The organism is Collinsella sp. AF23-2 (assembly GCF_003459245.1).
Classification (GTDB): Bacteria; Actinomycetota; Coriobacteriia; order Coriobacteriales; family Coriobacteriaceae; genus Collinsella.
Genome location: NZ_QRVG01000036.1, coordinates 1 through 11,312, shown reverse-complemented (window position 1 = coordinate 11,312; position 11,312 = coordinate 1). Strand labels below are relative to the sequence as shown.

The 11,312-nt window shown below is 57.2% G+C and carries 12 protein-coding genes; 8 read left to right on the top strand and 4 right to left on the bottom strand.

Annotated features, from left to right (window positions below; genetic code table 11):
* Positions 1-247, top strand: a 247-nt coding sequence (locus DWY03_RS10275; RefSeq protein WP_233506810.1) for a hypothetical protein, incomplete at its 5' end; no start/stop codon positions are given.
* 272 nt (positions 248-519) lie between these two features.
* On the opposite strand, the gene DWY03_RS09775 is transcribed toward DWY03_RS10275, so the two are convergent.
* Together DWY03_RS09775 and DWY03_RS09770 are read right to left on the bottom strand one after the other, a co-directional pair.
* Positions 520-1,038, bottom strand: a complete 519-nt coding sequence (locus tag DWY03_RS09775; protein ID WP_124786586.1) for a hypothetical protein — start codon at positions 1,036-1,038, stop codon at positions 520-522.
* Between the two features lie 142 nt (positions 1,039-1,180).
* Positions 1,181-2,479 carry an ATP-binding protein gene (locus DWY03_RS09770; RefSeq protein WP_117856218.1) on the bottom strand — a complete coding sequence of 433 codons (1,299 nt, stop codon included), beginning with the start codon at positions 2,477-2,479 and terminating at the stop codon, positions 1,181-1,183.
* Positions 2,480-2,772: 293 nt separating this feature from the next.
* Here DWY03_RS09770 and DWY03_RS09765 point away from each other — a divergent pair, with 293 nt between their 5' ends.
* On the top strand, positions 2,773-2,991 hold the full coding sequence (locus DWY03_RS09765) for a transposase (RefSeq protein ID WP_117584253.1): 219 nt from the start codon (positions 2,773-2,775) through the stop codon (positions 2,989-2,991).
* Positions 2,992-3,135: 144 nt separating this feature from the next.
* Here the strand turns inward: DWY03_RS09765 and galE are convergent, their stop codons facing one another.
* The gene (gene galE / locus DWY03_RS09760; protein ID WP_006235870.1) at positions 3,136-4,197 is read right to left on the bottom strand and encodes a UDP-glucose 4-epimerase GalE; all 1,062 of its coding nucleotides are present in this window, start codon (positions 4,195-4,197) and stop codon (positions 3,136-3,138) included.
* A gap of 266 nt (positions 4,198-4,463) precedes the next feature.
* Here galE and DWY03_RS09755 point away from each other — a divergent pair, with 266 nt between their 5' ends.
* Positions 4,464-5,669: a hypothetical protein gene (locus tag DWY03_RS09755; protein ID WP_117564857.1), complete on the top strand. Its 1,206-nt coding sequence runs from the start codon at positions 4,464-4,466 to the stop codon at positions 5,667-5,669.
* 477 nt (positions 5,670-6,146) lie between these two features.
* Complete coding sequence (locus DWY03_RS09750) at positions 6,147-6,512, top strand: hypothetical protein (RefSeq protein WP_117800750.1); 366 nt, start codon at positions 6,147-6,149, stop codon at positions 6,510-6,512.
* A 68-nt stretch (positions 6,513-6,580) separates the two neighbouring features.
* Here DWY03_RS09750 and murB read toward each other — a convergent pair whose 3' ends face one another.
* Positions 6,581-7,543, bottom strand: a complete 963-nt coding sequence (gene murB / locus DWY03_RS09745) for a UDP-N-acetylmuramate dehydrogenase (protein WP_117821405.1) — start codon at positions 7,541-7,543, stop codon at positions 6,581-6,583.
* Between the two features lie 183 nt (positions 7,544-7,726).
* Here murB and DWY03_RS09740 point away from each other — a divergent pair, with 183 nt between their 5' ends.
* From DWY03_RS09740 to DWY03_RS09725, 4 genes are all read left to right on the top strand, one after another.
* Positions 7,727-8,755 (top strand): LacI family DNA-binding transcriptional regulator, encoded by a 1,029-nt coding sequence (locus DWY03_RS09740; RefSeq protein WP_006235873.1) that lies wholly within the window; start codon positions 7,727-7,729, stop codon positions 8,753-8,755.
* 248 nt (positions 8,756-9,003) lie between these two features.
* The gene (locus tag DWY03_RS09735; protein ID WP_117770536.1) at positions 9,004-9,495 is read left to right on the top strand and encodes a hypothetical protein; all 492 of its coding nucleotides are present in this window, start codon (positions 9,004-9,006) and stop codon (positions 9,493-9,495) included.
* A gap of 35 nt (positions 9,496-9,530) precedes the next feature.
* Positions 9,531-10,298, top strand: a complete 768-nt coding sequence (locus DWY03_RS09730) for a GntR family transcriptional regulator (RefSeq protein WP_117770537.1) — start codon at positions 9,531-9,533, stop codon at positions 10,296-10,298.
* Positions 10,283-10,996, top strand: coding sequence for a GntR family transcriptional regulator (locus DWY03_RS09725; protein WP_006235877.1), 714 nt, complete (start codon positions 10,283-10,285; stop codon positions 10,994-10,996). Before DWY03_RS09730 ends, DWY03_RS09725 begins: the two co-directional genes overlap by 16 nt.
* The last annotated feature ends 316 nt before the right edge of the window (positions 10,997-11,312 follow it).

Genomic DNA, 11,312 nt, shown 5'->3' with positions numbered 1-11,312 from the left:
GGCCGCCTCGATCAATTTGCGAAAGAATCTTGACGGTACCCGCCACACGGCTCCCGTCAACAATCTGTCACTGAAGAGCCAGCACTACAACGCGAAGCTGCTCAAGGGCGTTCCCGACGGCCAGAACCCGCTGGGGCCCGTGAACCGGATGCGCTACTTCATGCAGTGCTTCCTGAGGGCTCATCCCGGCTCCAACCGGGACGACATGCGGGGCTGTGGCTATGAGTCCGCCCGAGGACAAGCTTGAGAAGGTCGCGATGGTGCTCGATCGGGCAATGCGATACCCGAAAACGCTCAGGTTCAGGCAGTTCTATGCAAGAAAGCCCAGTTCAGATGAGTTCGACGAGCAATATTTATCAACACAGTGCAAGGGGGGGGGATTATATTTGTATTTCATCCGTGTTGAGCTTCACACGGTGCGCGACTCATCGCAAACTGGCGGGCGCAGCGGAAAGAAAACCGACTGCAGACGAACGATCGATATCGGGAGCAAATAGCCACCGGATGCTTTTCGGTCTCCTACGCGTCGACCTCCGCGATTTCTTCTGCGTCTCGCCAAGTTGAAAGGAGCGATGTCGAAAACTCCTTTTCGGTTAGCGTCAAGACATCCTTCACGCAAAAACCTTTCAATTTGTCAGGAAGCCCAAAACGCGCTTTTTTCCTAATCGAGCTGGCAACCCGCTTCAACGCGGTCTTGTTCTTGTCCTCGTTGTATACCAAAACAAAGACGCAGTGCTCGCGAAACCATCTCGTCCTCTTTCCCCACAGGTCCGAGCAGATCAAAACGCTGTCCTTGCACTTCTCGATGAGGGCGTCCCTTTGGCCAAGATTGATACCAAGCTCTTCGTCATCCTTGGGATTGAGCCTCTTCCCCAGCGTCTCCTTCAGACTGCCGTTTTTAAATTCGACTAGATATAACGTTTCCCGATCGCAATACAGCGCATCGGCGGAGCGCGGGAGTTGCATCCACCTATTGACCTTCTTGCAGTAGCATTCTTTAACAGAGTCAAAATTGACAACAGGCAAATCGTCATCCACAAGAGAGACGCTCCCGTCTCTGGATGTTTTGGAGATGGTCGACGTGCAGTCCCTTAGGATACAGGTCCTGCAACGGGAGCAACCATCGCTGCCATCTGGCACCGCGGGAGAGTTCGGATGAGGGCAGGAGGCGCACAGGTCGCTACTCAAGGCCGTACTCCTCCCTCTCAAGCGTATCAAAAGGAGCCGCCAGCTTCTCGTAGGCGACCTCAGTCGAGCCGGTTATATCGGCAAAGCGAGAGCGTCCATCAGTGCAGGTCTCCGCAAGATAATATGAGCACAATCCATCAACAGCGTGCTTCTTAGAATACACTTCGATCGCATTCAGGAAATATGGACTATGGGTGCTCATTAAGACGTGCATCCCGAGCTCTTTCTGGAGCAGCACGATTATCTCGGCGAAGGCCAGCTGCCATGCAGGATGAAGATGAATCTCGGGTTCATCGAGGATAATAGTCCCTCCGGCATCTAGCGCGCCGGACTTCAAGAGCACCTTCATGATGGCGAACGTCTTCAAGCCAGCAGAAAGGTTCCCAGGCTCCAACCCCCGAGCGAAGCCCTCTTCGAGATACGTAAGGTGACCGCGACTTTCGCTCCTCTCGAAATGCCCCGGACATAAGGAGGAAACCTTGTCCATGAGAACCTTCAGGTGTCGCTCCTTCGCGATCTCTTCGAACAGCGAGGACTCGCTGTCATCGTTACGGATGGTCGCCTGAATCAAATCTTGCCGCAGCTCCTCCTGGTGTCCAAGGAGGGGCTTGAACCGAAAAGCGGGGCCGTAGGGTCCTCCGAGAGAATCGATCAGGAACGGGTCGTCCAGATAATGCGCCCTGAATCGCAAAACCCTCCTATCGTGCACCTCCGCCACCTCGTCACTTGCAACCGAGAAAACCGTAGATGCGTCCTTTATCTGGAGTTCGACCTTCCCGGGCTCTTCGCCGAAAACCGAATTGATCTGGCCGTTGAACTCGCTTCGGAACCTGTTTGTCGCAATCGCACGAAATACCTCATCATCGGAGATATCCATGATCTCGATAATCTGATCGGCAACTCCTGCTACGCCATTCGTGAAATCGGATTCGATCTCACGGGAGATCTCCTCCCCGTAATACTCCTTTATCTCATCAATAAGCTCGTCCCTCGTGCACTCGCCCGAAAAAACCCTGTCGATGAAACTATTCATTCTTCCAGCAGTTCGCCTGTGGCGAGACGTGGAGTCGAGAGGGCTTCCCACATATGCCTTCCTGATGGCGCGCTCAACACTATTGCGCCTCATGCGGTCGATTTTGTTCTCCGAATCGGACATGCTGTTGAAGGCCGCATAAAGCGCTTTTCCAACCGTGCTTTTCCCCGTCCCGTTCTCCCCGGCGATCACGGCAATACCATTAATCTCGATATCGGCCTCAGCGACCCTGCCGATGTTTTTCATCTTGATTTTCAATGCATATCACCAGCTCTAAACTCGCGAGACTCAATAGCTCGATTATCGCACAGAGAGATCGACTTCTCGAGGACTCCCTAAATGGAACGCGCGGTGAGGACATGGCTCGCCGCCGTCCGCTTCGCGTTCGCGCGGGGGAAGGTGACGACCAGGGACCTCTCCGGGCTCATCGAGAGGAGCGCCAGATTCTCCTCGTCCATTTGAACTGTATCGTATTCAAGGACACTTGACTTAGAGGAATGGCGTTGAGCGGCGATAATCGTTTCAGCGCCAAAAAGAAAGGAGTGTCAGTCATGGCAGACGGGCCCTCCTACACAGCGGGGTACCGCGCCGAGGCCGCAGACTTCGCCGCCGCGTCGGGGAAGCCCATCGCCCAAGTGGCAGCCGACCTCGGCATCAACGAGAAGACCCTGGGAAGATGGGTGACGGTCAGGAAGAAGGAGCTGACCAACCACCCGGTCGCGGCGGCCGCAAGTGCATGCGCGAGCTCGAGCTCGAGAACGAGTTCCTAAAAAGCCCCGACCTCACATTGGAGGCCGGGGCCAGTAGATTTTTGGGACATGTCTAGAAATCTACCCATGCAGGAAGCGGCATGTGCCGAGCATGTCGCGTGCTAGGTTTTGAGGCATGCCACAAAACCTAGCACGGGGGAGTGGCTACTCGGCGTCGGCGAAGCCGTTGGGGTTATGGCTCTGCCAGTTCCAGCTATCGCGGCACATGTCCGCGATGTCGTACTGGGCCTTCCAGCCCATCATGCGCTCGGCCTTGGAGGCATCGCACCAGTTGGCAGCGATGTCGCCGGCGCGGCGCTCGCGGATCACGTAGGGCAGCTCCTTGCCACAAGCCTTGGAGAAGGCGGCGACGACCTCGAGTACCGAGGTGCCGGTGCCGGTGCCCAGGTTAAAGATCTCGACGCCGGTCTTGCCGTTCATCCAGTTAAGGGCGGCAACGTGACCAGAGGCCAGATCGCACACGTGGATGTAGTCGCGCACGCCGGTGCCGTCGGGGGTGGGGTAGTCGTTGCCAAAGACCTGAACGGCCTCGAGCTTGCCCACGGCGACCTGGGCGACATAGGGCACCAGGTTGTTGGGGATGCCCTTGGGGTCCTCGCCGATCAGGCCCGACGGATGAGCGCCGATGGGGTTGAAGTAACGGAGCAGCACGACGTCCCACTCGGGGTCGGCGGTGTGGACGTCCATAAGGATCTGCTCGATCATCCACTTGGTCCAGCCATAGGGGTTGGTTGCGGGCTTCTTGGGGTCTTCCTCGGTGACGGGCGGGTTGTCCGGGTCGCCGTAGACGGTCGAGGAGCTCGAGAAGATGATGGACTTGCAGCCATGGTTGCGCATGACGTCGATGAGCACCAGGGTGTTCTCGATGTTGTTGTGGTAGTACTCGACGGGCTTGCTCACCGACTCGCCGACGGCCTTAAAGCCGGCAAAGTGGATGACACGGTCGATCTGATGGGTATCGAAGATCTTGTTCATCGCATCGCGGTCGAGCACGTTGGCCTCGTAGAAGGTGAGGTTCTTGGCGGCCTCGTCGCCCACGATGGTCTTGACGCGGTCGACGGCGACGGCGCTGGAGTTGGAGAGATCATCGACGATGACGACCTGGTAGCCACCCTCGAGCAGCTGAACGACGGTGTGCGAGCCGATAAAGCCGGCGCCACCGGTAACGAGGACGCAGGTGTCTTTGGGGTCGAGTGCTTTGGACATGTAGTCTCCTATCGAATCAGGAACACTTCTAGAGGGGAGTATAGCGCAGGCGGGGACGCCCAAATGGTGCACTGTAGGAAAAGCAGAGGATTATGTTAACGTACTCATATAAGAGCTTGCTCAATTGTTACCTCAAATTTGACAATTGCTTACGAGCCGCCGACCTTGTAGTTTCCTGCCGTTCGTGGAAATCGTTGGGACGCGCCATATGTACGCTAATATGTATGAGTTAAGCGACATATAAATAAGCATGTAACGGAGTACATATGTCACCAAACAGCGATTCCATCCTTTCCCAGGAGCTCTCGCGCCGCACTGCCCTTAAGGCCCTGTTCGGCGCCGCTTCTGCGGCAGTTCTTTTTGGCCTGCCCACTCGCGCCCATGCGGCGGAGGCTTCCAAAGAAACCACCGATAAATTGAATGCCGCCCAGGCCCAACTCGACGAGGTTCAGGCCCAGCTCGACAGCATCGCAAATGAGTATGCGGCGCTGGCCAACAAGAATGCCCAGACCCTCAACGACATCGAGAATGTCCAGGGCAAGATTGACGACACGCAGGCCCAGATCGATGAAAAGAAGGCCGAGCTCAAGAAGAAGCGCAACGACCTTTCCGATCGCGTGGCCGCCAGCTACAAGTCCGGCGGTACGAACATCCTGTCGCTGCTGCTGGCCTCTGGCTCGTTTGAGGAACTCGTCGCCAACGCGCATTACGTTGAGAAGATCAACAAGAGCGACCGCGATGCCATCGAGGATATCCAGACGATTCAGGCTGAGCTCGACGCGCAGAAGACCGAGCTCGAAGCACAAAAGGCCAACCTGGAGAAACTCAAGGACCAGCAGACGGCTCAGATGCAGGATATGCAGGCCAAGCAGCAAGAAGTCCAGACCGTGCTGAACGGTCTTTCCGACGACGTCAAGGAGCTCATGGCTCAGCGCGATTCCGAGATTCTCGCTGCCGCCCAGGCCGAGGAGGCCGCTAGGAAGGCCGCCGCTGCCGCGGCCGCCGCGAACAAGAACAATTCCTACTCGGGTGGTTCGAGCTCGGGCGGTGGATCGTATGCGCCCGGAACTCCGCAGCAAAATGCCGGCTCGGGCAAGCAGCAGGCCGTCGTCAACGCGTGCTACTCCACGCCTTCGCCGGGTCAGAACTGGTGCGCGGCGTGGGTTACCAATGTCTTCCGCAATGCCGGCGTGGGCTATTTTGGCGGCAACGCGTGTGACATGTTCAACGCCTGGTGCTATAGCTCCGACCGCTCGGCGCTGCAGGTGGGCATGATCGTGGCCGATTCCTCGCATAGCGGCACGGGTGCTCCGGGCCTTATTTACGGTCATGTGGGTATCTACGTTGGCGGCGGCATCGTTATGAGCAACGAGGGTGCCATTACATCGAAGTCGCTCGATTCGTTTATTAGCTTCTATGGCACTGGCTCTGGCGTGCGTTGGGGCTGGCTTGGCGGTATCGCGCTGTCGTAACGGCGGTTTGAAGTAAGTTGGTCCGTGGCTGCCCGGAAGGCATTAGGTTGCCTGCTCGGACAGTCCTGCTCGCACGGAGAGCACATTAAGCGCTCTCCGGCTCGTGCGGAACTCGCGATCAACCTAATGCCTTCCGGGCAGCCACGGACCTCTCGGATCCAATGCGTCACACACCGGACTGGTTGTCTGAATAAATATGGCGAAGGCCCCTTTCGGGGCCTTTTTTAAATGAATTTATCGACTCCGTGGACTTCGGTTTTGGTATTTGGAACCGATGGTTCACCAAAAAGAAAAATGAAATATAACCTAGCTGCAATAATCGCCTTGTTGCGAACTCGAACTGATCATGTAGATTTAAAATAGCCGCAATTTACAATTGTCGAGCGGTGCGTTGGGTTGGAGCTGCTGCGGGTCCTATATGGATTGCGGTCTTGCGCCCCGATGTCCAAATAGGTCTCTCTAGACGGGAAGTTGCTCATGGACACCATATATGACGGAGACGACTGGGTCGATCATTATAGTTGGCGACTAGTCGGCTCGGATGACAATGGGGATGTGGTGTTTGATGGACTATGTCCAAAGCATCTCCATCCTTTTGTTTCGTCGTTAATTGAGAGTTCCGCTCGTGTTGCCCCCTATAGCTCGGCGTCGCTTCATGATACGGACGTTTTGAAGACCATAAGGGAATCAATTGACGAGGGCACGATGAGCAGCCCGCTGTTTTCTCAGCTTGTGGGGCTAGATGAGATTGGCTCGAAACGACTGCTTGCGGGCGAAAAAGTGGAACTCACTTATCGGTCGATGATTTCAATCCTGCGGCTAGCCGATGTTCTTCGCAAATAAATGATAACGGGACAAGTGAGCTAGATCACTTGTCCCGTTATTAATTAAAGTGGATCGCGGTGGGCAGGCTATAAAAATTCGCCGACTCGGTGGACTTCGGGTTCTAGGTCTACGTTGAATTGGTCTTTGACGGTTGTTTGGATGTGGCGGATGAGTTCGTCGACGTCGGCGGCGGTGGCGTGGTCGGCGTTGACGATGAAGCCGCAGTGTTTCTCGCTTACCTGGGCGCCGCCGACAGCGTGACCGCGCAGGCCGGCGTCCATGATGAGCTTACCGGCAAAGTAGCCCTCGGGGCGCTTGAAGGTGGAGCCGGCGCTCGGCATGTCGAGTGGTTGCTTGTCCTCGCGGCGTTGGCGGTAGTCGTCCATGTCGGCCTTGATCATCGCGGCGTTGCCCGGGGCGAGGTTAAAGGTGGCAGAGAGCACGATAAAGCCGTCGTCGGCGATGCGGCTCTTGCGATAGCCCAGGTTAAGCTCGTCGACATCGAACTCAATGATATTACCGCTGCCGCGGGTGCCGTCGTCGAGCACGCGGGCGGGCTTATAGACGCGCACGGACTCCAAAACATCGGCCATACAGGCGCCGTAGGCACCGGCGTTCATATAGCAGGCACCGCCGACCGAGCCGGGGATGCCCGAGATGGGCTCCATGCCGGTGAGACCGGCCTCGGCGGCAGCCGCGGCGACATCGGAAAGCAGGGCGCCGGCTGCTGCCGTAACATGCGTGCCGTCGATGGTGATGTTAGAGAGGCCTTCGCCCAGTGCCACGACGACACCGCGGATGCCCTTGTCACCGACGAGCAGGTCGGAGCCGTTGCCCACGATGGTGAGCGGCAGATCGCAGCGGTAGCAGGTATCGAGCGTGGCGACGAGGCCCTGCTCGGTATCGGGCGTGACAAAGACGTCGGCCGGGCCGCCGATCTTAAACGTGGTGTGCTCGCGCATGGGCTCGCTCATCAGTACGTTGTCCTCGCCGGCAACGCCAGCAAGCGCGCACAGCAGGTCCTCGTTAAAAAAGTCGTTCTCGTGCATACGAATATCCGCCTTTTGGTGGTCGTTGTCATCAATCGATTGCAATATACCCCACCCGGACGGATTTGGTGCGCTGGCGGCGATAAAACAGCCGTCTACCGGATTGGTAAAGTGTTTATCACCGAGGTAGAGGGGTAGTCGCTATACTTTCAAGAGATTGCGCGTAAACCCGGAAGGAGCGAGATGGCCAACAAAGTCACCCTCAAGCAGATCGCCCAGGAGGTGGGGCTTTCCCCCTCGTCGGTCTCGCTTGTGCTCAATAATCGGCCCTGTCGCATCTCGGAAGAAAACCGCAAGCTCATCAAAGAGGTCGCGGCGCGCAACCACTATGTTCCCAACCAGATCGCGCGCAGCCTGGTCATGCGCGAGTCGCGCACCCTGGGCCTTATCGTCCCTAACATCGAGAGCCGCTTTTTTGCCTCGCTCGCCGGTAGCCTGGAAAAGCGCTGCCGCGAGGACGGCTATGCGCTCTTCATTACCAGCTCGGGCGGAAGCGCCGATGACGATCTGGAGCTGCTGCGCCAGCTGGTGACGCGCGGCGTTGATGGCGTCTTCCTGGTCGTAGGCGACGAGTTCTCCGACGACCGCGCCCTGCGCGAAGAAGTCAGCCATCTGCCTATCCCTGCCGTGATGGTCGACCGTGCCATTGAGGGGCTCGAGTGCGACAAGGTGATGTTCGACCACGAGATGGGTGGCTACATGGCCACTCGCTATCTGATCGAGCAGGGCCACCGTCGCATTGCCTGCTTGGTTAACGCGCGCCGTTCCAATACGGGGCGTAAGCGACTTGCCGGCTATGAGCGCGCGCTGCGCGAGGTTGGCCTGCCTATCGACGCACGTTTGGAGTTTGAGAGCGAGTACTACATTCCGAGTGCCTATGAGGCCTCGGAGGCGGTGCTCGCAACTGATGCCACCGCTGTGTTCGCAAGTTCGGATAACATCGCCCTCGGTCTGCTCAAGCGCTTGCACGAGATGGGGAAGAGCATCCCGGGCGATATCTCGGTGGTGAGCTATGACAACTCGGCGGCCGACGTTCTCTTTGAGCCGGCGCTGACCGCGATTGAGCAGGATCCTGGTGTCCTTGCGGAGCATGCTTTTGGCTGCATGTCCAAGCGTCTTGCCGGTAGGGGCGGCAGGCGTGCCGAAGAGGTCGTCCTGGAGCCGGCGCTTATCGTTAAGGGCAGCGTGCTCGAGCTTACCGAATGTAGCTAAGCGTACTTGTTTGTTTGCATAGATTGCATGCGGAGTGTCCGCTATTTGCCGGCGGGGCCGGGGTGCCTGCCTTGTTTTGAAAAGTGGGCTTCGCGAACTTCTCAAAACAAGGCAGGCACCCCGGCCCTCGTCCGTAAACTCTTCCGCTGGGCGAGCCATAGACGCCGCGTACCGATACGGTAAAGTGGCGGCTTGAAATTGGTGCTATATTCAGCTTGAGTTGTTTAATGCTAGTACGGGAGGGTGATATGGGGCTGTTCAAGAAGAAAAACCCGCAGGATGCCTTTGATCCCGATGTGTTTACCATCACGGATACGATTTTGGACCCACCGCGGTTTACGTTTTTGCCGGCTATCTACCAGGATGCCACGCGCCGCAAGTGGGCCGTGCATCAGCGCGGCGGCGAGCCGAAGATTTTTGACTATGCGGATGTGCTGCAGTGCGAGATTGCCGAGACCGGAAATCCCGAGGATGTGCCGGAGCTCAGCAAACGCGAACTGGCTCAGCAGATTTTGATTAATCCAGCTCAGGCTACCAAAAACAACGCTGCCAAGCGTAATATGTGCCTTGGTATGGGTGTCATCGTTGTCGTGCAAACCGGCAAGGATGAGATTTCGAAGCTTGAGATTCCGGTGACCGCGGGCGAAGTCAAGCGAGACTCCGGCCTATATCGGTCGTATCGGAACGTTGCGGAGCAGATCAAAGAAGCCTTCGACGCCATGAGGCGTCCGGAGCAATGATTCCTGCAGCATCAAGCAGTTGAGGAGTCTTGCCCATGTCGAGTGAACCATATGCGATTCCGCCCAAAGACCGCGCCTTTGAGGGCATTCTTTGGTATATCAAACATTATGACCTGCAGAGTGGCGACCGGCTGCCCGCCGAGCGTGTGCTCTGTGAAGAGCTGGGCGTGTCGCGCACGGCGTTGCGTGCTGCGATCACGCGCCTTATTTCGTGCGGAACTTTGGAAAGCCGCCGCGGTTCGGGCACCTATGTGTGTCCTCCCAAACCGCTGAACATCTTTCAGGAAACATGGAACTATACGCAGGCGGTGGAGAGGGTTGGCTCAAAGTCGACCGCGCGCCTGGTTTGGTCCAAGGTCGTGTATGCCGATATCGATCTTGCCCAAAAAGCCCAGATCGACCTGGGCATGCCGCTCTTCTGCATTCGGCGCGTGCGTGTGGTCAACGGTTCCCCGGCATCGATCGAGACGGCTTACGTCAATCTGTCTTTGTGCCCCTCGCTTCCCGATCACGATTTTGAGCAGGAAAGCCTCTACGACGTTTTGCTCAAGGAGGGGAATGTCCATGTGACGCACGGCAAGGAGCATATTTCCATCAGCCGTCTGAACGCCGACGAGGCCAAGTTGCTGAATGCTCAGGAGGGCACGCCGGTGTTTTACAAGGCTTCGCACGAGCGCGACGAGACCGATGGCTTTGTCGAGTATTGCAAGTCCGTGATTCTGCCGACCAAGTATCGTTTTGCCGATAACGGCGAGGCAGACGGCGTTGCGACGAAGGTGGGTGTCGAATGGCTGATGCAGTAGAAGACTTGCCGGTTTACAAACAAATTCGCCGCTGCATTGCGGAGCGAATCGAGCGCGGCGACTACCCGACGGGCTCGATGATTCCGTCCGAAAACGAGCTGGCCGAGGAGTTTGGCACGACACGCCTGACAATCCGAAGCGCCATGGACGAGCTGGTCAAAAGTGGCCAGATTCGTCGCGTGCAGGGCAAAGGCGCCTTTGTGGGACACAAGTGGTTTGACGAGCACGAACGCAAGGGCGGCTTCCGCCAGTCGGTTCTGGCATCGGGCGCGACGCCGTCGGTGCGCATCCTGGCGCGCTCCAAACGCTACGCCGGCCCGTATTATGCCGACTTGTTTGGCATCGCCGAGGACGATCTGCTTTACTCGGTGCGCCGCCTCAACTGCATCGATGGTGAGCCCGTATCGATCGAGATGACACTGATTCCGTGCCTGCTGTTTCCGGGCATCGAAGACGTGGACATTTCGGTCTTCAGCCTGTTCGAGACCTACGATATGTTGGGACGCAAGCCAGATCAGTCGGTAGAGAAACTCGATATCGAGGCGCTGGGCGCACGCGATGCGAGTTTGCTCAATCTTGAGCCGGGCGATCTGGCGCTCGTGCTGGAAGGCCTGACCTATGACTCGAGTGGGCAGGCAATCGAGCATGCCAAGTCTTTTACCCGCGGCGACGCCGGCGGATATACCTACAACTATTAGCGTCTAGAGCGTCCCTGCGCATGGCGGGGGCGCTCGTTTTTACGGATATATGTCGCTTGACCGATGAGCGGCAAAAACTGACCGTCTACCGAGAGGGGAGGATGAAATCATAAAATCGGTATTAAAAACGGCTAACCTGTAATCGTTCACTGGTATTAAGAACCTTTGAATTGTTGAGCTTGGGGCCAAGATGTCCACAAGGTTAAGCGGTGCGACGGGGCGGCAAGCCCGTTCATTCCGTGCGACAATTCAAACTGCTCGTGAAAGGAGCGGGAATGAAGGAGACCGAGAAGATCGAGATCATGCACTTCGACCA

Coding starts and splice junctions, on each gene's coding strand:
- DWY03_RS09765 (WP_117584253.1), top strand. CDS start 2,773: ATGGCAGACGGGCCCTCCTACACAGCGGGGTACCGCGCCGAGGCCGCA.
- galE (WP_006235870.1), bottom strand. CDS start 4,197: ATGTCCAAAGCACTCGACCCCAAAGACACCTGCGTCCTCGTTACCGGT.
- DWY03_RS09730 (WP_117770537.1), top strand. CDS start 9,531: ATGTCGAGTGAACCATATGCGATTCCGCCCAAAGACCGCGCCTTTGAG.
- DWY03_RS09755 (WP_117564857.1), top strand. CDS start 4,464: ATGTCACCAAACAGCGATTCCATCCTTTCCCAGGAGCTCTCGCGCCGC.
- DWY03_RS09735 (WP_117770536.1), top strand. CDS start 9,004: ATGGGGCTGTTCAAGAAGAAAAACCCGCAGGATGCCTTTGATCCCGAT.
- murB (WP_117821405.1), bottom strand. CDS start 7,543: ATGCACGAGAACGACTTTTTTAACGAGGACCTGCTGTGCGCGCTTGCT.
- DWY03_RS09750 (WP_117800750.1), top strand. CDS start 6,147: ATGGACACCATATATGACGGAGACGACTGGGTCGATCATTATAGTTGG.
- DWY03_RS09740 (WP_006235873.1), top strand. CDS start 7,727: ATGGCCAACAAAGTCACCCTCAAGCAGATCGCCCAGGAGGTGGGGCTT.
- DWY03_RS09725 (WP_006235877.1), top strand. CDS start 10,283: ATGGCTGATGCAGTAGAAGACTTGCCGGTTTACAAACAAATTCGCCGC.